The 18,601-nt window shown below is 73.3% G+C and carries 20 protein-coding genes; 13 read left to right on the top strand and 7 right to left on the bottom strand.

Going from position 1 to position 18,601, the window contains the following annotated elements; translation table 11 throughout:
• The first annotated feature begins 46 nt into the window (after positions 1-46).
• From IE272_RS08250 to IE272_RS08240, 3 genes are all read left to right on the top strand, one after another.
• Positions 47-1,246, top strand: a complete 1,200-nt coding sequence (locus IE272_RS08250) for an adenylate/guanylate cyclase domain-containing protein (protein ID WP_057665431.1) — start codon at positions 47-49, stop codon at positions 1,244-1,246.
• 156 nt (positions 1,247-1,402) lie between these two features.
• Complete coding sequence (locus IE272_RS08245) at positions 1,403-2,215, top strand: enoyl-CoA hydratase/isomerase family protein (protein ID WP_073957837.1); 813 nt, start codon at positions 1,403-1,405, stop codon at positions 2,213-2,215.
• A 108-nt stretch (positions 2,216-2,323) separates the two neighbouring features.
• Complete coding sequence (locus IE272_RS08240; RefSeq protein WP_050360194.1) at positions 2,324-3,478, top strand: GGDEF domain-containing protein; 1,155 nt, start codon at positions 2,324-2,326, stop codon at positions 3,476-3,478.
• Between the two features lie 127 nt (positions 3,479-3,605).
• Here the strand turns inward: IE272_RS08240 and IE272_RS08235 are convergent, their stop codons facing one another.
• Entirely contained in the window at positions 3,606-4,343 is a 738-nt protein-coding gene (locus IE272_RS08235) for a translation initiation factor IF-2 (protein ID WP_190006535.1), read from the bottom strand.
• A gap of 122 nt (positions 4,344-4,465) precedes the next feature.
• Between IE272_RS08235 and hutH the strand changes: the two genes are divergently transcribed.
• Positions 4,466-5,989, top strand: a complete 1,524-nt coding sequence (gene hutH / locus IE272_RS08230; protein ID WP_190006534.1) for a histidine ammonia-lyase — start codon at positions 4,466-4,468, stop codon at positions 5,987-5,989.
• A 72-nt stretch (positions 5,990-6,061) separates the two neighbouring features.
• Here the strand turns inward: hutH and IE272_RS08225 are convergent, their stop codons facing one another.
• A complete protein-coding gene (locus tag IE272_RS08225; RefSeq protein ID WP_050360191.1) occupies positions 6,062-6,376 on the bottom strand; it encodes a hypothetical protein in 315 nt (104 codons plus the stop codon).
• A 153-nt stretch (positions 6,377-6,529) separates the two neighbouring features.
• Here IE272_RS08225 and IE272_RS08220 point away from each other — a divergent pair, with 153 nt between their 5' ends.
• The 3 genes from IE272_RS08220 to IE272_RS08210 all read left to right on the top strand — a co-directional run bounded on the left by IE272_RS08220 (position 6,530) and on the right by IE272_RS08210 (position 9,035).
• Positions 6,530-6,934, top strand: coding sequence for a hypothetical protein (locus tag IE272_RS08220; protein ID WP_050360337.1), 405 nt, complete (start codon positions 6,530-6,532; stop codon positions 6,932-6,934).
• Between the two features lie 235 nt (positions 6,935-7,169).
• Positions 7,170-8,438 (top strand): L,D-transpeptidase, encoded by a 1,269-nt coding sequence (locus IE272_RS08215; RefSeq protein WP_050360190.1) that lies wholly within the window; start codon positions 7,170-7,172, stop codon positions 8,436-8,438.
• 282 nt (positions 8,439-8,720) lie between these two features.
• Positions 8,721-9,035: a hypothetical protein gene (locus IE272_RS08210; RefSeq protein ID WP_229897233.1), complete on the top strand. Its 315-nt coding sequence runs from the start codon at positions 8,721-8,723 to the stop codon at positions 9,033-9,035.
• Between the two features lie 37 nt (positions 9,036-9,072).
• On the opposite strand, the gene IE272_RS08205 is transcribed toward IE272_RS08210, so the two are convergent.
• Entirely contained in the window at positions 9,073-9,522 is a 450-nt protein-coding gene (locus tag IE272_RS08205; protein ID WP_190006574.1) for an RDD family protein, read from the bottom strand.
• A 532-nt stretch (positions 9,523-10,054) separates the two neighbouring features.
• Here IE272_RS08205 and IE272_RS08200 point away from each other — a divergent pair.
• From IE272_RS08200 to IE272_RS08190, 3 genes are all read left to right on the top strand, one after another.
• A complete protein-coding gene (locus IE272_RS08200) occupies positions 10,055-10,237 on the top strand; it encodes a hypothetical protein (protein ID WP_050360189.1) in 183 nt (60 codons plus the stop codon).
• Positions 10,238-10,573: 336 nt separating this feature from the next.
• Positions 10,574-11,962, top strand: coding sequence for an NADP-specific glutamate dehydrogenase (gdhA, locus tag IE272_RS08195; protein WP_050360188.1), 1,389 nt, complete (start codon positions 10,574-10,576; stop codon positions 11,960-11,962).
• Positions 11,963-12,111: 149 nt separating this feature from the next.
• Positions 12,112-12,681 (top strand): hypothetical protein, encoded by a 570-nt coding sequence (locus tag IE272_RS08190; protein WP_190006533.1) that lies wholly within the window; start codon positions 12,112-12,114, stop codon positions 12,679-12,681.
• A gap of 7 nt (positions 12,682-12,688) precedes the next feature.
• On the opposite strand, the gene IE272_RS08185 is transcribed toward IE272_RS08190, so the two are convergent.
• Positions 12,689-13,096: a YrdB family protein gene (locus tag IE272_RS08185; RefSeq protein WP_190006532.1), complete on the bottom strand. Its 408-nt coding sequence runs from the start codon at positions 13,094-13,096 to the stop codon at positions 12,689-12,691.
• A 191-nt stretch (positions 13,097-13,287) separates the two neighbouring features.
• On the opposite strand from IE272_RS08185, the gene IE272_RS08180 reads away from it, so the two are divergent.
• Positions 13,288-13,737 (top strand): helix-turn-helix domain-containing protein, encoded by a 450-nt coding sequence (locus IE272_RS08180; protein WP_179890851.1) that lies wholly within the window; start codon positions 13,288-13,290, stop codon positions 13,735-13,737.
• A gap of 86 nt (positions 13,738-13,823) precedes the next feature.
• Here the strand turns inward: IE272_RS08180 and IE272_RS08175 are convergent, their stop codons facing one another.
• Positions 13,824-14,738, bottom strand: a complete 915-nt coding sequence (locus IE272_RS08175) for an alpha/beta fold hydrolase (RefSeq protein WP_057665441.1) — start codon at positions 14,736-14,738, stop codon at positions 13,824-13,826.
• Between the two features lie 105 nt (positions 14,739-14,843).
• On the opposite strand from IE272_RS08175, the gene IE272_RS08170 reads away from it, so the two are divergent.
• Complete coding sequence (locus IE272_RS08170; RefSeq protein WP_190006573.1) at positions 14,844-15,563, top strand: TetR/AcrR family transcriptional regulator; 720 nt, start codon at positions 14,844-14,846, stop codon at positions 15,561-15,563.
• Positions 15,564-15,572: 9 nt separating this feature from the next.
• On the opposite strand, the gene msrA is transcribed toward IE272_RS08170, so the two are convergent.
• Together msrA and IE272_RS08160 are read right to left on the bottom strand one after the other, a co-directional pair.
• Entirely contained in the window at positions 15,573-16,238 is a 666-nt protein-coding gene (gene msrA, locus IE272_RS08165) for a peptide-methionine (S)-S-oxide reductase MsrA (protein ID WP_050360183.1), read from the bottom strand.
• 118 nt (positions 16,239-16,356) lie between these two features.
• Positions 16,357-17,256: a LysR family transcriptional regulator gene (locus IE272_RS08160; protein WP_050360182.1), complete on the bottom strand. Its 900-nt coding sequence runs from the start codon at positions 17,254-17,256 to the stop codon at positions 16,357-16,359.
• Between the two features lie 109 nt (positions 17,257-17,365).
• On the opposite strand from IE272_RS08160, the gene IE272_RS08155 reads away from it, so the two are divergent.
• Entirely contained in the window at positions 17,366-18,595 is a 1,230-nt protein-coding gene (locus IE272_RS08155; protein ID WP_056700961.1) for an MFS transporter, read from the top strand.
• Positions 18,596-18,601 lie beyond the last annotated feature (6 nt).

Genomic DNA, 18,601 nt, shown 5'->3' with positions numbered 1-18,601 from the left:
GACAGATCGGCAGGGCAGTGCGCAGGGAACGGGCAGGAGGCGGCTGGTGACCGTCGGCGACACGACGTCCGGCGCGGGTGAGGAGCCCGGGCAGGACTCCTCGGTCCACGCCACACCCCACCACGAGGTCGACCACACGGTGGAACCGACCGACGACCCCCTCGCCATCCGCCTCGAAGCGCTGATCCTGGGGGCCGACCGGCGCTACACGCCCTTCCAGGCGGCCCGCACCGCCGGGGTCTCCATGGACCTGGCCTCCCGGTTCTGGCGGGCCATGGGCTTCGCCGACATCGGCCAGGCCAAGGCGCTCACCGAGGCCGACGTGCTCGCGCTGCGGCGGCTCGCCGGTCTCGTCGAGGCGGGGCTGCTCAGCGAGCCGATGGCGATCCAGGTCGCCCGGTCCACCGGGCAGACCACCGCCCGGCTGGCCGAGTGGCAGATCGACTCCTTCCTGGAGGGTCTGACCGAGCCGCCCGAGCCCGGCATGACCCGCACCGAGGTCACGTATCCGCTGATCGAGCTGCTGCTCCCGGAGCTCCAGGAGTTCCTCGTCTACGTGTGGCGGCGCCAGCTCGCCGCCGCCACCGGCCGGGTCGTGCAGGCCGCGGACGACGAGGAGATGGTCGACCGGCGGCTCGCCGTCGGCTTCGCGGACCTGGTCGGCTTCACCCGGCTGACCCGGCGCCTGGAGGAGGAGGAGCTCGGCGAACTGGTCGAGTCCTTCGAGACGACCGCCGCCGACCTGGTCGCCGCGCACGGCGGCCGGCTCATCAAGACCCTCGGCGACGAGGTCCTCTTCGCCGCCGACGACGCGGGCACGGCCGCCGAGATAGCGCTCCGGCTGATCGAGGCCATGTCCCAGGACGAGACGATGCCCGCCCTGCGCGTCGGCATCGCCTTCGGCACGGTCACCACCCGGATGGGCGATGTCTTCGGCACCACGGTGAACCTCGCCAGCCGGCTGACCTCGATAGCGCCGAAGGACGCCGTCCTGGTCGACGGGGCGTTCGCCAAGGAGCTGGTCCGGCACGGCGATGCCCCGGAGTCCGAGGCGCAGGCCGCCGAGGCCGTCGCGGCCGCCGCCGAACGGGTCCGGGTCGCCGAGAAGGAGGGCCGCGAGCCCGACGACGAGCCGCCGCTGCCGACGTACCGCTTCGGGCTCCAGCCGATGTGGCAGCGCCCGGTGCGCGGGCTCGGCGTGGTGGAGCCGTGGCTGCTGGCCCGGCGGGGGAAGACCGGCTCCTGAGCGCGCCCCGCCCCTCCGTCACGCCCTCTGTCGTCGCGCCCTTGCCCCGGTCGTCACGTGCCCGTCCCCGTCCCGCCCTGTCCCGGCGGGGACGTCCTGTCTAGGATCCGTGACGGTAACGCTCGTTAACAGGCCGTCCATGACAGGGGTGCAGCCATGACCGTCACGTCCGAGCAGCGGTACGGGGAGTTCGTCGTCGTACGACGGCACGAGGGGCAGGACCACGTCGCCGAGCTGGTCCTCGACCGGCCCAAGGCCATGAACGCCGTCTCCACCGACATGGCCCGCTCCATCGCCGCCGCCTGCGACGCGCTCGGCGCCGACCGGGACGTCCGGGCCACCGTCCTGACCTCCAGCCACGAACGGGCCTTCTGCGTGGGCGCGGACCTCAAGGAGCGCAACTCCTTCACCGACGCCGACCTCGTACGCCAGCGGCCCACCGCCCGCGCCGCCTACACCGGCGTCCTGGAGCTGCCGATGCCGGTGATCGCCGCCGTGCACGGCTTCGCCCTCGGCGGCGGCTTCGAACTCGCCCTCGCCTGCGATGTGATCGTCGCCGACGCCACCGCCGTGGTCGGGCTGCCCGAGGTGTCCGTGGGCGTCATCCCGGGCGGCGGGGGTACGCAGTTGCTGCCGCGCCGGGTGGGGGCGGCGCGCGCCGCCGAGCTGGTGTTCAGCGCCCGCCGTGTCGAGGCCGCCGAGGCACGCGAACTGGGGCTGGTCGACGAGCTGGTCGGGGCGGGGCGGGACCGCGAGGAGGCCCTCGCGCTCGGCGGCCGGATCGCCGCCAACTCGCCGGTCGGGCTGCGCGCGGCCAAGAAGGCGCTCCGGCTGGGGCAGGGGCTCGACCTGCGGGCGGGCCTGGAGGTCGAGGACGCGGCCTGGCGGTCGGTGGCCTTCTCCGGGGACCGGGCGGAGGGGGTGGCCGCGTTCAACGAGAAGCGGCGTCCCGACTGGCCCGGCGAATGAGATCCGATGACACAGCGTGAGCATCGTGCGGTATCTCGCGCAAAAATAGTTGAAATTAGTTACGCATCAAACTGATCAAAAGGGGACAAATCTACATAAGCTGTAGCAATGGGTGGTGACGATGCGCGGCTGCGGGCCGTGGTTTCGCTGGCGCAGGCCATGGCCGCGGCCTACACGCCGCGCGAATCGTGGCGGGCGGCGGCGCTGGGCGCCTGCGAGGCGCTGAGCGGCAGCTTCGCCGCGCTCTCCGTGTGGGAGCGGGACCGGGGCAGGCTGCGGGTGCTGGTGAACGCGGGGCAACGGGCCGAGGGGGAGGAGGAGTTCCCCGAGGAGGAGGCCTACCCGGTCCACGAGTTCCCGGAGATCACCGAGTTCCTGCACGAGCGCTGGGCCGGCGGCGGCGAGCCCGACGCCTGGGTGGAGACCGCCGACGGGCAGCCCGGCGCGGGCGGTCCGGCGCGCGGGGCCCGTCCCTACTGCCATCAGCGGGTCGCGGCTCTGCGGCGGCGCGGCCGGGGCTGCTGCGTGGTCGCGCCGATCGTGCTGCACGGCCGGGCGTGGGGCGAGCTGTATGTGGCGCGGCCGGCCGGGCAGCCCGTCTTCGACCGGGCCGACGCGAACTTCGCGACCGTGCTCGCCGCCGTCGTGGCCTCCGGGATCGCCCAGACCGAGCGTCTTGAGGAGGTCCGCAAGCTGGCCTTCACCGACCCGCTCACCGGTCTGGCCAACCGCCGCGCGGTCGACATCCGGCTCGACGAGGCCGTCGAGCGGCACCGTGTCGACGACACGGTCGTCAGCCTCGTCGTCTGCGACCTGAACGGCCTCAAGGCGGTGAACGACACCCATGGCCACGCCGTCGGCGACCGTCTGCTGGAACGTTTCGGCTCGGTGCTGTCCCTGTGCGGGGCGATGCTGCCGGAGGCGCTGGCGGCCCGGCTGGGCGGCGACGAGTTCTGTCTGCTCGCGGCGGGCCCCCCGGCCGACGCGGTGGTCGGCGTCGCCACCGAGCTGTGTGACCGGGCGGCGGTGATCGAGCTGGGCGACGGGGTCGCCTGCGGGGTCGCGTCGACCGGCGACCCGATCGGCCCGGTGCGCTCGGCCCGCCGGCTGTTCCGGCTCGCGGACGCCGCCCAGTACCGGGCCAAGGCGGCCCGCTCGCTGGGCCCGGTGGTGGCCGGGCGGGACGGCGAGGTCATCCGGCTCGCGGACTCCCCGCCGAAGTCCGCGCACGACCGGCGCAGGCTGCGCGGCAACCGGCCGTGAGCCCGGGTGGCGCGCCGTCCGGGGCGAGCCCGGGCGCGTCGCTCGGCGTGGTGGCGCATCAGACCCCGGCGCGGAGGCGCCTGAAGGTCTCGGTGCGCTCGGTGCGCTCGGCGTGGATCGGTGCGGCTCAGTGCGGTGGCGGCATCCGGTCCAGGGCGTTCTGGATGGTGCAGCCGCCCTCTCCGCGCATCCGCTGCACCCGGGACGGCACCCACACCTCGGTGGCGCCCGGGCTCACCCGGCCGAGAAGGCAGTCCTGCGGGTCGTAGCCGTTGCCCTCCACCGACAGGAGGACGCCGACCCGTCCGGCGCCCGCCTTCACCTCGGTACGGATCGCCCGGTCCATGTCCAGCGCGGCGACCACCCGGCGCACCTCGGCCTCGTCCACCCGGCCGCCCTCCGGCACCCGGGGAAGCTTCGCGCGCAGCTCCTCGTGCGGCAGCGCGGGCGGTTCGGGCGGCGGCGCGAAGGTCAGCCGGGGGCCGTCCGGGCAGTCCACGTCACGGGGGTCCTCGCGCCACTCCGACTTCGGCGACACCCGCACCGCGAAACAGCGCCGCACGGTGACCGGCTCGGGGTCGAACTTCTGGTCGTACGCCGTGCCGGACGTGCGGACGACCACCTCGATGCCGTCCCCGTCGCGGGTCGAGGCGCCCTTCACCCGCAGTACCTCGACCCCCTCGATACCGGAGGTGATGTACCCGACCTCCTCCGCCGTGCGCGGACGCTGACCGTAGAGCCGCTCGCCCGCCTTCCTGGCCACGTCCCGTGCGGAGTCCGTGGCCTCGTCCTCGGAGGACTGGAGCACGCCGCAGCCGGAGACGGCGAACAGCAACAACGGGGCGAGCAGCAGGAGTCGACGCATGGGTGCAGCCTCCCGGCAGCGCGCGCGGCGGGCAACCCGTTCACGTACTCATCCGCTCCCGTAAGGGGCCCTGCGCGGCACCACTAGTGACATGAAGGCTTTCAATACGTACGCTGCTGAATATGGATATGCACACTGTTGTGGTGGGGACGTCCGGAACCACCGCCGAGGACGTCGTCGCCGTGGCCCGCCACGGCGCCCGGGTCGAGCTCTCCGCCGCCGCCGTGGAAGCCCTGGCCGCCGCCCGTCTCATCGTGGACGCGCTGGCCGCCAAGCCCGAGCCGGTCTACGGCGTCTCCACCGGCTTCGGCGCCCTCGCCAGCCGCCACATCAGCCCGGAACTGCGGGCGCAGCTCCAGCGCAACATCGTCCGCTCGCACGCGGCCGGCATGGGCCCCCGCGTCGAGCGTGAGGTCGTGCGCGCGCTGATGTTCCTCCGGCTGAAGACGGTCGCCTCCGGACACACCGGCGTACGCCCCGAGGTCGCACAGACCATGGCCGACCTGCTGAACGCGGGCATCACGCCCGTCGTCCACGAGTACGGCTCGCTCGGCTGCTCCGGCGACCTCGCCCCGCTCTCGCACTGCGCGCTCACCCTGATGGGCGAGGGCGACGCGGAGGGCCCCGACGGCACCGTCCGCCCGGCCGGCGAACTCCTCGCCGCGCACGGCATCACCCCCGTCGAGCTCCGCGAGAAGGAGGGCCTGGCCCTCCTCAACGGCACCGACGGCATGCTCGGCATGCTGGTCATGGCCCTCGCCGACCTGAAGAACCTCTACACCTCGGCCGACATCACCGCCGCCCTCTCCCTGGAGGCGCTGCTCGGCACGGACAAGGTCCTCGCCCCCGAACTGCACGCCATCCGCCCGCACCCCGGACAGGGCGTCAGCGCGGACAACATGCTGCGGGTGCTGGCCGGTTCCGGACTGACGGGGCGGCACGCCGACGTCACCGGCGACGCGCCCCGGGTCCAGGACGCCTACTCGGTGCGCTGCGCCCCCCAGGTCAACGGCGCGGGCCGCGAACTGGCCTCCTCCGTGGACAACCCGGTGGTCCTCCCCGACGGCCGCGTCGAGTCCAACGGCAACTTCCACGGCGCGCCCGTCGCGTACGTCCTGGACTTCCTCGCGATCGTCGCCGCCGACCTCGGCTCGATCTGTGAACGCCGCACCGACCGGCTGCTCGACAAGAACCGCTCGCACGGCCTGCCGCCGTTCCTCGCGGACGACGCCGGGGTCGACTCGGGCCTGATGATCGCCCAGTACACCCAGGCCGCCCTGGTCAGCGAGATGAAGCGGCTCGCGGTCCCCGCCTCCGCCGACTCCATCCCGTCCTCCGCGATGCAGGAGGACCACGTCTCCATGGGCTGGTCCGCCGCGCGCAAACTCCGTACGGCCGTGGACAACCTGGCCCGGATCGTCGCCGTCGAGCTGTACGCCGCGACCCGCGCCGTCGAGATCCGCGCCGCCCAGGGCCTGACCCCCGCCCCCGCCTCGCAGGCCGCCGTGGACGCGCTGCGGGCCGCCGGCGCCGAGGGCCCGGGCCCGGACCGCTTCCTCGCGCCGGACCTGGCCGCCGCCGACACGTTCGTACGGGAAGGGCGTCTGGTCGCGGCCGTGGAGCCGGTCACGGGGCCGCTGGCCTGAGCCGGCCCCGTACGCACGGAAGAGGGCCCCGCGCCATCGTCGCGGGAGCCCTCTTCCGTGCGTACGGGATGCTCAGAGCACCGGGCGCGTCCCGGAACCGGAACGGCGCACCGAGTAGGTGACGAAGCCCGCGCCGAGGCCCAACAGGGCTGTGCCGCCGATGAGATACGGGGTCGTGTCCGGGCCCGGCCCGGTGTCGGCGAGGAGCGCGCCGGAGGCGTCGTCGGGGCTCCCGGCGGACTGCCCGGCGGTCCGGTCGGAGGTGGCCGCCGGGGCGCCCTGGGCGCCGTTCTCACCGGTCGCGTTGGCCGACGGGACGAACCAGAGAGCGGCCAGCAGCGTGCCTGCGGCGGTGGCGGTCAGGAGTGTGCGACGAGCGACGGACACAGATTCGATCCCCTTGCGACAACCATGAGTTAGCCCCGTACGCCGATGCTAAGCAAAGCAGCGGGTCGGTGGAAAGTCGTGGCCCCGCCGGGCCTTACGCTCCGGCCTATGAGCACAGAAGAGACATCCAGGTTTGTTCGACTTCGCGTGGAGATGGTGCTGGAGGTCACCGACCTCGACGCCCTGACCGGCACCGCCCTCGAATCCATCGCCGCCGAGTACGGAGAGCCCGTCGCCGCGGTCGCCGGGAGCGACACCGCCGAGGAGCGGATGCATGCCGAGGCCACGGTCCGGGCAGACGGAGCGGAGGCCCTCGCCTCGCTGGTCGACCCCTTCGACCTGGTCAGCGAGGTGCCCGGGGTCGAGCTGGCCCAGGCCTCCTGGAGCAGCGAGAGCATCGAGTACGACCCCGACGCGGAGGGCTGGGACGACGCGGACGACGGCGACGAGGAGCTCTTCCTGCCGCCGGACGAGGACGACGAGGAGGGGTATGGCGACGCGGTCGCGCACAATGGGAAGAACGACGGCGAGGACGGTGACCCCGCGCAGCGGGTGTGACGTGTGAGAACACCGGCCCCGGCCCCGCTCACCGGCGGACCGGGGCCACGGCGCACGGCGGCGGAAAGCGGGACCGGGATGCGGGAACCACCGCTGCCGGGGACGCGTCGATGAGTGGTGTTCCCCACATCTGTCATGGATGTGGAACGGAGCACCCTTTCCGGGTGTTCTTGGAACATTGACGGGGAATAGCGGCCTGGCGGCCCCGTCCGGGGATTTTGGGGAATCGGCAACGATGGAGAAGCGTGTGATGACGGACAGCAAGCGGCGCAGGGGCCTCATGGCCATGTCCGCACTGCTCGGCGGCGTGCTGGTGCTTTCGGCCTGTAGCGACGACGGCGACAAGGGCGGCAAGACGAACGCCGGGAGCTCGGAGTCGTCGCAGCAGGAAGTGGACAAGGCGGCAGCCGCGGACGCCTCCGAGGCGCAGATAGCGATCAAGCCGAAGAACGGCGCGACCAACGCCAGCATCAACAACGCGGCCCAGGTCACCGTCGCCAAGGGCAAGCTGACCAAGGTCGTCATGACGACCGCGGCGGGCGACCCGGTCGAGGGCACGCTGGCGGCCGATGGATCCAGCTGGAAGCCCGCGGGTCAGCTGGAGCGGTCCACCACGTACAAGATCGACGCCACGGCGGCCGACTCGAAGGGCCGCGAGGCCCACGAGAACAGCTCCTTCACCACCGTCTCGCCCGACAACAGCTTCATCGGGAACTTCACCCCCGAGGACGGCTCCACGGTCGGCGTCGGGATGCCCGTCTCGATCAACTTCAACAAGGCGATCACGGACAAGAAGGCCGTCCAGGACGGCATCACCGTGACCTCCAGCAGCGGCCAGGAAGTCGTCGGCCACTGGTTCAACTCCCAGCGCCTGGACCTGCGCCCGGAGGACTACTGGCAGGGCGGCTCCACCGTCACCCTGAAGCTGGCCCTCGACGGCGTCGAGGGTGCGGACGGCGTCTTCGGCGTCCAGCAGAAGACCGTGACCTTCAAGGTCGGCCGCAACCAGGTCTCCACCGTCGACGCGAAGACCAAGCAGATGACGGTCACCCGCGACGGCAAGACGATCAAGACGATCCCGATCTCCGCGGGCTCCCCCGAGAACCCCACGTACAACGGTCAGATGGTGATCTCCGAGAAGCACAAGGAGACCCGGATGAACGGCGCCACCGTCGGCTTCACCGATGACGACGGCAAGGGCGAGTACGACATCAAGGACGTGCCGCACGCCATGCGCCTGTCCACGTCGGGCACCTTCATCCACGGCAACTACTGGGGCAAGGGCATCTTCGGCAACGCCAACACCAGCCACGGCTGCGTGGGCCTCGCCGACGTGAAGGGCGCGAACGACTCCAGCGCGCCGGGCGCCTGGTTCTACGACAACTCCCTCGTCGGCGACGTGGTCATCGTCAAGAACTCCCCGGACAAGACCATCACCCCGGACAACGGTCTCAACGGCTGGAACATGAGCTGGGCCGAGTGGACGGCCGGCTCCCAGGCCTGATCCACCCGCCGTTCCCCCTCGGCACCACCCCCGTCCCCGCCCGAAGGCGGCGGCCCCGGAAGACTCCGGGACCGCCGCCTTCGGCGTGTCCGGCGCGCCCCTGCGACGCTGTGTCCGGTCGGTTCGCGCGGAGGCGTACGCCGGGGCTCAGGCCGGCCGGGCCGGCCGTCCTGGCCGGGTTGGCCGGGCTGGTCAACAACCCGCCCCCCGACTTGACTTCGGGGCGGGGGAGGCGCCGCGCGCGCCGCCTCCCGGAACCCGGTTCGTGGAACACTCCGGCAGGTGTCTCACTGGATAACCTGGATAACTCCGCGCCGCCTGGGCGCCGCCGCCGCCCTGTACGCCATCTTCGTCTGCGGTTGGTACCTCGGCCAGCCCCTTCCTCTCGTCGGCTGCGAAGAGGAGACGACAGCCGCTTCCTCCGTCCCGGTGACGATCGGGGAACCCGGGGACGTCAGCGGTGGCCTCAACCGGGTGGCCCGGGATGTCGGGCAGGTCGTCACCCGGGACTTCGTCTCCACCAGGGTGATCGCCGCATGCGACCCGTACACCGCCCACCCCCGCCTCGTGGCCTGGATCACCGGCGACTGGCGCTGAAGCGGCCCTTCTCGCCCGGGGGCGTCACGGAGCAGGCTCAGCCCGTACGCCCCTGCACCGCCGCCCGGTAGGACCGCAGGTCACTGCGGCGGACCTGGCGCACCCCCGCGAGGTCATCGGGCGCCTCGGTGCGGTGGCCCGGGGCTCTCTCCGGGCCACCGGCCGCCGCCCGGTCGCGGAACCGGCGCCACGGCTGGCGCGGCAGCCAGAGGAGCCCGTACAGCCAGCGCAGCACCAGCAGGCGGAATCCCGGCCGGCCCGCGTCGGGCAGCCGGATCACCCGGACGCCCATGATCAGCTTTCCGGCGCTCGCCCGGACGGCCAACGTCAGCAGCACCTGGTTGGCGAACGACAGCGCGACCAGCTGGACGACCAGCAGGGCGACCGCGCGCCCCGTCCCGCCGGAGTCCAGGCACGACCGCACCAGGAGTCCGACGGCCAGCAGGCACAGATAGCTGTCGAGCCCGACCGCCAGATAGCGCCGCATGTCGCCCGTGCCCTTGGGGATGCGCGGCTGCCCCCGGGGCGCCGGGGCGGGATACGCCGAGCGGGCGTACGCCGGATAGGCCGCGCGCGGAAGCGCGTGCCCGTACGGCGACCGGCCCGGCGTCGAGGGCGGGCCCGGAGGCGTGGGCGGGGCCGGCCGGGGTCGGGCGGTGCCGTTCCCGGTCCGGCGCACTCCGTACAGCGCCTGTAATGCGTCAGGAGGCTGTCCTCTCCGACGCCCCCGCGGCTTCGTCATGGGGGCATCATGACTGATCGTCAGGCGGGGTGTCCCTGTTCCTGACGGGTAACTCCCGTGCCCCGGCGTTGTTTTCACGGGACCGCTACGGTTGCCTTCCGCCGGCTCCACGCGTGCTTTCCCCGCGGACCGGCTCGTCATGGCCCTCGGCCCGCGCCGCCCGCCCCCGGGAGGGGGTGGAGCCTGCTGCACCCCCGATACGGGGGCCCGCTCCCTCCTCGCGGCGCGCCCCGGCCGACAGGCTGGACGTATCACCGACCACGGAGGCATCACCGTCATGAAGTCCTTGCTCTGGCTCGTCCTGTCCGCCGCGCTCGCCGCCAACGTCTTCCTCAGCATCGCGGTCGAGGAAAGCGGCTTCCGGATCGCCCTGAGCGCCGTCGCGGGGGTCATCGTGCTCGCCTCCGGAGGCGGGCTCTGGGCGCTGCGGGGCTCGCGTGAAAGCCGATCCGACATGTGACCTTGGCCACTCGGGGCGTCGCGGCCGGGGAGCGGACCCGAGCCGCTCGGGCCGCCCGGAACGCTGGATCGGGGCCCGGCCAGGGCCCCGCGCGGCGGTCCGGGCGCTGATCAAAACGGCTGATCATGGCCAATATGTGGATGGTCCTCGAAGATCATCGGGCCGCACGGGAGAATCGGACCGTACGACGGTCCTGCGCATCGCCCTGCCGGGCGACGGCCACGCGGTCCTCCCGGGAGGGAGTCCGCGGGGCTCCGGCGGGGGAGGCGGACCGGTGGTGCTCCCCGGGGCGGGAGCGCCGACGCGCACGAGCCGACCACGGAAGGTCTTGATCAGATGCCGGTCATCCCCGACTCGCCCGACTCCGCCCGCACGCACGATGCCGCGGCCCGCGTCATCGAGCCGCTCTACGCCGAGATCCTGCGCCGCAATCAGGGTGAGCAGGAGTTCCACCAGGCGGTCCGCGAGGTCCTGGAGACGCTCGGGCCGGTGCTGACCCGGCGCCCCGAGTTCGTCGACGCGCGCATCATCGAGCGCATATGCGAGCCCGAGCGCCAGCTGATCTTCCGGGTGCCGTGGTCGGACGACTCCGGCGACATCCACGTCAACCGGGGCTTCCGGGTGGAGTTCTCCAGCTCGCTCGGCCCCTACAAGGGCGGGCTGCGCTTCCACCCCTCGGTCAACCTCGGCATCGTGAAGTTCCTCGGCTTCGAGCAGATCTTCAAGAACGCCCTCACCGGCATGCCCATCGGCGGCGGCAAGGGCGGTGCGGACTTCGACCCCAAGGGCCGGTCCGACGCCGAGATCATGCGGTTCTGTCAGTCCTTCATGACCGAACTCCACCGCCACCTGGGGGAGTACACGGACGTTCCGGCCGGTGACATCGGTGTGGGCGGCCGCGAGATCGGCTATCTCTTCGGCCAGTACAAGCGGATCACCAACCGCTACGAGTCCGGCGTCCTCACCGGCAAGGGCCTCGGCTGGGGCGGCGCACAGGCCCGTACGGAGGCCACCGGCTACGGCACGGTCCTGTTCACCGCCGAGATGCTGCGCAGCCGCGGCGAGTCGCTGGAGGGCCAGACCGTCGCGGTCTCCGGTTCCGGCAACGTGGCCATCTACGCCATCGAGAAGGCCCAGCAGCTCGGCGCGACCGTGGTGACCTGCTCGGACTCCAGCGGCTATGTCGTCGACGAGAAGGGCATCGACCTCGCCCTCCTCAAGGAGATCAAGGAGGCCGGCCGGGGCCGGGTCTCGGAGTACGCCGAACGGCGCGGCGCACACGCCCGGTTCGTACCCGGTACGGGGGTGTGGTCGGTCCCCGTGGACGTGGCCCTTCCCTGCGCCACGCAGAACGAACTCCACGAGGCCGACGCGCTGGACCTCGTGCGCAACGGGGTCAAGGCGGTCGCGGAGGGCGCCAACATGCCCACCACGCCGGAGGCGGTCCGGGTGTTCCAGGAGGCGGGCGTCGCCTTCGCCCCCGGCAAGGCGGCCAACGCGGGCGGCGTCGCGACGAGCGCGCTGGAGATGCAGCAGAACGCGTCCCGGGACTCGTGGACCTTCTCCCACACCGAGGAGCGGCTCGCCGAGATCATGCGGCACATCCACGACTCCTGCTACACGACCGCGGAGCGGTACGGCAGCCCCGGCAACTACGTGGTGGGCGCGAACATCGCGGGCTTCGAACTGGTCGCGGACGCGATGCTGGCGCAGGGTCTGATCTGACCGTACGCGGGGAGGCGTCGGTGTTGCGCCGCCGCCGGTACCGCTACCCCGCGCGGGCGAGGCTGCCAGGTGTGGTCTCCCCCGGGCGGGGGAGCGGGTTGGCTCGCGCGGGTGATTCGTCGTCGTGCCTGCCCCGCGAGGGTGGAGTCATGACGCTGAAGATCCTTCACCGGCCCCCGCCCGTCGATGACACCGAGCGGCCCGTTCCTCGCTGGGCGATGCGCCTGGCCCACGCGCTTCCGCTGCTTCTGCTGCCGTCGTGCCTGTGGCGGCTGCCCTTCGCGCTGCACTTCGAGATGGGGCAGGTCCAGGACGGCGGTATGCCCGCCTACTGGCTGAGCGTTCCGTACGTTCTCGGGCTCAGCTTGTTGACGGAAGTGATCGCGATCCTGACCATCGGTCTGGTCCGGGGCTGGGGCGAGGTGGCGCCCGCCTGGATACCGGTCATCGGCGGCAGACGGGTCCGGCCGATGGCGGCTGTCGTCCCCGCCGTGCTCGGCGGCCTGATACTCACCGCCCTGTTCACCGCCTTCCCCATCGGCGGCGATCGCCATCTCACCCTGTTCGGCGTCATCGACTCCGTCGCCTACGTCAACGGCGCCTGGAAGGCGCTGGCGACGGTGTGCGTCACCCCCATCGCCGCTTGGGGGCCCATCACCATCGCTCTCGCGATCGCCTACTACCGGCGTCGATCCTCCGCCGTCGCCGTCACCGGGTGAGGCTCGTTCAGGTGGGCGGGCGGCGGCGGTAGTACTCCGCGCACCCCGTGTTCAGGGCCAGGACGACGGTGAACACCCCGGCCACGACCGGGTGCCCCGTTCCGTACACCGCCGCAGCGCTGCCACCGAGGACCAGGGTCTTCACCGCCAGCACCCCCGCGAGCGGCGGCCTGAACCGGGCGCGGGGCGCGGCGAACAGCCCCCACAGGGTCACGGCCGCCGCAGGCACCCCGAGGCCGAGCAGGACCGATACGAGGACCCCGTCCACGGCGGTGAAGCCCCACCAGGCGAGGCAGCCGATCGCCACGAGCTCCAGCAGGAAGGCGAGGATTTCGTTGGCGGCGAACCAGGGGCGCCGCCGGAGCGCCTGCGGATCGTGGTGCCCCGAACGCCCTGCTGCCTGCTCCCGTGTCATCCCGAACCCCCTACGGAGAAACCGCTGTCGGGCGTGACGATAGCGGCCGCGCCCTGGACCTGCCTGTTTCCCCGGAACCGGCAGTCTCCCGGGGCCGGCGGCCTGTCACGCGACTTCGCCATCAGCAGATCTGCCCGGAGCGCAACGCCGGACCGGTGCGGGGGAGGCGCGGCGCTCCTAGGCTGGGGAAGGTGAGCATCCGAGCGACGAACCAGGCCGACGTGATCCCTCTGCGCCCGCTCCCGGCGGTGGCCCCGGCTCTGCCCCGGGAACCGCTCTGGCGTGACCTCGTCGGGGAGGTGCTGCGCCGCGAACGCCAGGCCCAGGGGCGGACGTTGAAGGACGTCGCCGAGGCGGCCCGGATCTCCATGCCGTATCTCTCCGAGGTGGAGCGGGGCCTCAAGGAGGCCTCCTCCGAGGTGCTGGCCGCCGCGGCCCAGGCGCTCGGCCTGAACCTCGCCGACATCCTGGCGTTGGCGGGGGAGCGGCTGGTCAGCCTGGCCGCGGCCCGCTCCCGGCCGCGTTCGCTCGGGTCGAGTGCGGCCGGCGGCCACCGGTCCGTGCGGTCGACAGGTCCGGCCGGTTCGGTCGGTGCGATGCGCCCGTCGGGCCCGATGGGCGGCGTGCTGCTGGCTGCCTGACCCGGGGGGCCGGGTCGTTACGCACGGCTGCCTGACCCGAGAGGGAGGGGTGTTGGCGTGCGGCCGCCTGGCCGGGGAGACGGCCGTTACGTGTGGCCGTCGACCCGGGCGGCCCGGTCCGCGAGCGCCCGTATCTCGGCGGCGACGGCGGTGTGCCGCTCGCGGGGGATGTCGTGGCCGACGCCGGGCTGGAGGACGAGCCGGGCGCCGGGGATCGCCGCGGCGGTGGCCCGGCCGGCGGAGGGCTTGAGCAGCGGGTCGTCCGTGCCGTGCAGCACCAGTGCGGGGACGCGCAGTTCGGCCAGGGACGGGCCGTGCCAGGGTGCCCCGATCTGGCGGGACTGGGCGTCCGGGTCGGCGATGCCGGTGTCCACGTCGGCGGTGATCCGTTCCAAGGCCTCCGCCTCGTCGAACGGGTAGCCGGGCGACGCGCAGAGCCGCGCCACCGCGAGCCCGGCCGCGATCCGCTCCTCCCGGTCCTGGGCGGGCTTGATGCGGGCGAACTTCGCGAGCGTGCCGAGCCGCAGATGGCGGAAGGCTCCCAGGCCGCCGACATCGCTGGGGAGCGCGGCGGACGAGGTGAGCGTGCGCACCCGGCCCGGGTGGCGCAGGGCGACGCGCTGGGCGACGACGCCGCCCAGCGAGTGCCCGAAGAGGTGGGCCGACTCCCAGCCGAGCGCGTCCATGACGGCGACGGCGTCGTCGGCCATGTCCTCGGCGGTGTAGGCCGCACCGCGGCCGGCGGCCAGGGCGGCGAAGGGATTGCCCCGGGCGGTGCGCTTGGGCAGCCGGGTGGACTCGCCCGCGTCCCGCTGGTCGTAGCGGGCGACGGCGAACCCGGCGTCGGCGAAGGCCGCGCACAGCTCCCCGGGCCACCAGTGCCGGGAGACCGCCAACCCCATCACCAGGAGCAGCGGTTCGCCGTCCGCGCCCTCCTGGAGCCGGTCGTGGGCGAGCTCGACCGCACCGTTGCGGGCGAAGCGGCGTTCGGTCCAGGTCATGACGGGCTCCTCCGATGGGCGAGAATACTGCGAACGATGTTCGCAGTATTAGACTACAGCCAGTTCCGGACCCCGGACGGGGACCTGAAGGGAAGGTGGCGGCCCGTGGCCGATCGCGAGACCCGGCCGACGACCGTATGGTCACGCCCCGAGCGGGGCGCGCGTGGACCCGCACCCGAACGGAGCCGTCCCCAGATCGCGGCGGCCGCCCTCGCCCTCGCCGACGCGGAGGGACTGGCGGCCGTGTCGATGCGCGCGCTCGCGCAGAGGCTGGGCACGGGACCCGCCTCGCTCTACCGCTACGTGGGGAGCCGGGACGAGCTGCTGGACCTCATGGCGGACGCGGTCGCGGGCGAACTGGACCTCTCCGGGGCCACCGGCGGCGACTGGCTGGACGATCTCGTCGGCCTGGCCCTCCAGTCCAGGGACGCCCACGTCCGGCACCCGTGGCTCGCCGATCTGAACGACCGGCGCGGCGAGGTGCTGGGCCCGCACGCGATCGACTACCTCGACCACGCGCTCGGCATCCTGGCCCCCGCGCCGGGCACCGCCGGGCAGAAGCTGGAGGCCATCGGCCTCCTCGGCGGCCTGGCGGTCCTCTTCGCCCGCCGCGAGGCCGCCGCGACGCCCGCCGGCGCCCCGTCCACCGGCGACCCGGCCGGCCGGGCGGCCCACCTGGCCGCAGTCGCCGCCGAGGGCCGCCACCCGCACCTGCTCGCCGCCCTCACCGCGGCGGGCGCACCGCCCCCGGCCGACCGGGACGCCCTGTTCGTACGGCTGCTGCGGCGGCTGCTTCCGGCGATGCTCGGCCAGGGGGAGCCGTAGGGCCCGGGATCAGCCCTCGACCGGGGCCACGCCGATCGGGCAGGAGACGCCCGTGCCGCCGATGCCGCAGTAGCCGCCCGGGTTCTTGTCCAGGTACTGCTGGTGGTACGCCTCCGCCGGCCAGAACGGGCGGCCCTCGGCCGGGAGGATCTCCGTGGTGATCTCCTTGTGGCCCGACGCCGTCAGGACCTTCTGGTACGCCTCGCGGGAGGCGTCGGCGGCCGCTGCCTGGGCGGGGGAGTGGGTGTAGATCGCGGAGCGGTACTGGGTGCCCACGTCGTTGCCCTGGCGGAAGCCCTGGGTCGGGTTGTGCGACTCCCAGAAGAGCTTCAGCAGCTCCGTGTACGGGACGACGGCCGGGTCGAAGACCACGCGTACCGCCTCCGTGTGCCCGGTCAGGCCCGAGCAGGCCTCCTCGTACGAGGGGTTCTCCGTGTAGCCGCCCTGGTAGCCCACGAGCGTCGTCCAGACGCCCTCGGTCTGCCAGAACTTCCGCTCGGCACCCCAGAAACAGCCCAGCGCGAAGTCCGCCACCTCCAGGCCCTCCGGATACGGGCCCACCAGGGGGTTGCCGAGGACCGTGTGGCGGGAGGGGACGGTGAATTCGGGGACGGGGCGGCCGCGCAGGGCCTGCTCCGGGGTGGGGAGCTCGGGGGTGCGGTGGTTCAGGAACATGCGGGGGCTCCTCCGGGGGTCGGTGTTCGGTACGTACAACACGGGAGCGGCCACCGGGATTCCGGGGCAGCGGCATGGGCAGGGGCGGGGCCGGGTGCCCGCCACCGGCCCCCGCCGTTCATCCGGCGGACGCGGCGGCGGACGCCAGTGCCCGTGCGAAGCCCCGCGTCCGGGCCGTCTCGTGGTTCCGGTGCCACACCAGTGCGAGGGACGAGTCCGGGAGACCGGTCACCGGGACGAAGGCCACCGCGTGACTGCCGTAGTAGTCCGCCGTCGGGTCGCACAGCAGCATCGCGCCCCGGTCCGCCCGCACCAGGGCCAACCCCTCCTGCAGGCTGCTCACCGCCGGCCCGGCCGGGATCGCGCGGCCGCCGGGTGTGACGGCCGGGGCCTGGGCCAGCCGCCAGTACTCCGGGGCCGCCCCGGAGACGCCGATGAGCGGGCAGCCCGCCAGGTCCTCGGCGTCGATGCCGGGGCGGCGCGCGTACGGGTGCCGGTCGGAGACGGCGAGCGTCAGCGGCCGGGCGGAGAAGACCGGGCCGAGCACCAGCGCGTCGTCCAGGACCGGCATCAGCACCACCGCCGCGTCCACCTCCCCGCGGTGCACCGCGCCGAACGGGTCGGAGAGCGGGATCTCCACGATCTCGGCGGCGCAGTCGGGGTGCCCGTCCCGGAAGGCCGTGACCGCCCGCATGAACGGGTCGTTCGCCGTCCCCTGGAAACCGACGCGGAACACGCCGCCGACGCCCCGTGCCACCTCCCGCACCTCGTCGATCGTCGCGACGATCGCGTCGAAGGCGGGACGCAGACCCGCGTGGAGCTGTTCGCCGAGCGGGGTGAGCCGGACCCGGCGGCTCGTGCGGTCGACCAGCCGGCCGCCGATCCTGCTCTCCAGGGCCCGCAGCAGTTGGCTGATCCGGCTCTGCGAGAGAAAGAGCCGCTCTCCGGCCCGGCCGAAGTGCAGCTCCTCGGCCAGCGCGAGGAACGCCTCCAGCTCCCGGATCTCCGGGTTGCTCATGCGGCCCCGCTTTCCTGGCCCGGATCAGCTCCGGATCGATGAGTCCACCTCATAGAAGGATGAGGGTTCGGCCGTTGTTCCCGGCCCCCGCCCCCGATTGGCTGGGGACATGACGCAGGTTCAGGAATCCTCAGCAGCCCGGGCCGCCCGCCCGGCGCCCTCCCGCAACGGCTGGCCGGGTGTGGCGGCCCTCGCGCTCGGCACGTTCACGGTGGTCACGTCCGAGATGCTGCCCGTCGGGCTGCTCACGCCGATGGGCCGCTCGCTCGGCGTCCCGGAGGGCGTGGCCGGTCTGACGCTGACCATCACCGGCCTCGTCGCGGCCCTCTCGGCCCCCGCCCTCGTCCCGCTGCTCGGCCGCGCCGACCGGCGTACGGCCCTGTGCGTGCTGGTCGCGGTGCTGGTCGTCGGCAACCTCGGTGCGGCCTGGGCGCCGGACTTCGGGACCATGGTCGTCGCCCGCGTCCTGGTCGGCATCGGCATGGGCGGCGTCTGGGCCGTCGCGGCGGGGCTCGCGGTGCGCCTGGTCCCGGCGAAGTCCGCCGGCGCCGCCACCTCCCTGGTCTTCAGCGGCATCGCCGTGGCGTCCGTCCTGGGCGTCCCCGCCGGAACGTACCTCGGCGCCCTCGCGGGCTGGCGCGCCGCGTTCCTGGCGGCCGCCGGGCTCGGGGCCGTGGTGCTGGTCGCGGCGGCGCTCCTGCTGCCCCGGCTGCCCGCCGAGCGCACGGTTCCGCTCGGCGGGGTGCTGCGGCTGACCCGCGACCCCCGGCTGCGCACCGGTCTCCTCGTCGTCGGCCTCCTCGTCACCGGGCACTTCGCCGCGTACACCTACGTCAGGCCGGTCCTGGAGGACGTCACCGGCGTCGGAGCGGGCACGATCGGCGCCCTGCTCCTGGTGTACGGAATCGCCGGAGTGGCCGGGAACTTCCTCGCCGGGGCCGGAGCCGCCCGCTCACCGCGCACGACGCTGCTGGTGATCGGCACGGTCCTGGCGCCCACCGTGGCCGCTCTGCCGTGGCTGGGCGGTTCCCCCGCCCTCGCAGCCGTACTGATGGCGGTCTGGGGCCTCGGCTACGGCGGTGTCTCGGTGGCCACGCAGACCTGGGTGCTGCTCGCCGCCCCCGACGCCCGCGAGGCCGCCTCCTCGCTGTTCGTCGGGGTGTTCAACGGAGCCATCGCGCTCGGGGCGCTGGCCGGCGGACTGGTCGCGGACCGCGTCGGCGTCACGGCGGTCATGGGGACGGGCGCGGCTCTCGTGGCCGGTGCGCTGGTGACCACGGCGGCAGGCCGGGCCCCCGCACCCGCGCCTGAACCCGCGCCCGCGCCCGCCAGGACGTGATCCCCG

The sequence above is a fragment of the Streptomyces anulatus genome (genome assembly GCF_014650675.1).
GTDB lineage: Bacteria > Actinomycetota > Actinomycetes > Streptomycetales > Streptomycetaceae > Streptomyces > Streptomyces anulatus.
The sequence above is the reverse complement of the archived record's forward strand: the minus strand, read 5'-3'. Positions and strand labels throughout refer to the sequence as shown.

What these genes read in the sequence shown, in the direction of transcription:
- IE272_RS08185 (WP_190006532.1), bottom strand. Translation starts at nt 13,096, where the DNA reads ATGACACGGGAGCAGGCAGCAGGGCGTTCGGGGCACCACGATCCGCAG.
- IE272_RS08245 (WP_073957837.1), top strand. Translation starts at nt 1,403, where the DNA reads ATGACCGTCACGTCCGAGCAGCGGTACGGGGAGTTCGTCGTCGTACGA.
- IE272_RS08215 (WP_050360190.1), top strand. Translation starts at nt 7,170, where the DNA reads ATGGAGAAGCGTGTGATGACGGACAGCAAGCGGCGCAGGGGCCTCATG.
- hutH (WP_190006534.1), top strand. Translation starts at nt 4,466, where the DNA reads ATGGATATGCACACTGTTGTGGTGGGGACGTCCGGAACCACCGCCGAG.
- IE272_RS08175 (WP_057665441.1), bottom strand. Translation starts at nt 14,738, where the DNA reads ATGACCTGGACCGAACGCCGCTTCGCCCGCAACGGTGCGGTCGAGCTC.
- IE272_RS08220 (WP_050360337.1), top strand. Translation starts at nt 6,530, where the DNA reads ATGGTGCTGGAGGTCACCGACCTCGACGCCCTGACCGGCACCGCCCTC.
- IE272_RS08160 (WP_050360182.1), bottom strand. Translation starts at nt 17,256, where the DNA reads ATGAGCAACCCGGAGATCCGGGAGCTGGAGGCGTTCCTCGCGCTGGCC.
- IE272_RS08155 (WP_056700961.1), top strand. Translation starts at nt 17,366, where the DNA reads ATGACGCAGGTTCAGGAATCCTCAGCAGCCCGGGCCGCCCGCCCGGCG.
- IE272_RS08205 (WP_190006574.1), bottom strand. Translation starts at nt 9,522, where the DNA reads ATGCGGCGCTATCTGGCGGTCGGGCTCGACAGCTATCTGTGCCTGCTG.
- gdhA (WP_050360188.1), top strand. Translation starts at nt 10,574, where the DNA reads ATGCCGGTCATCCCCGACTCGCCCGACTCCGCCCGCACGCACGATGCC.
- IE272_RS08235 (WP_190006535.1), bottom strand. Translation starts at nt 4,343, where the DNA reads ATGCGTCGACTCCTGCTGCTCGCCCCGTTGTTGCTGTTCGCCGTCTCC.
- IE272_RS08200 (WP_050360189.1), top strand. Translation starts at nt 10,055, where the DNA reads ATGAAGTCCTTGCTCTGGCTCGTCCTGTCCGCCGCGCTCGCCGCCAAC.
- msrA (WP_050360183.1), bottom strand. Translation starts at nt 16,238, where the DNA reads ATGTTCCTGAACCACCGCACCCCCGAGCTCCCCACCCCGGAGCAGGCC.
- IE272_RS08190 (WP_190006533.1), top strand. Translation starts at nt 12,112, where the DNA reads ATGACGCTGAAGATCCTTCACCGGCCCCCGCCCGTCGATGACACCGAG.
- IE272_RS08240 (WP_050360194.1), top strand. Translation starts at nt 2,324, where the DNA reads ATGGGTGGTGACGATGCGCGGCTGCGGGCCGTGGTTTCGCTGGCGCAG.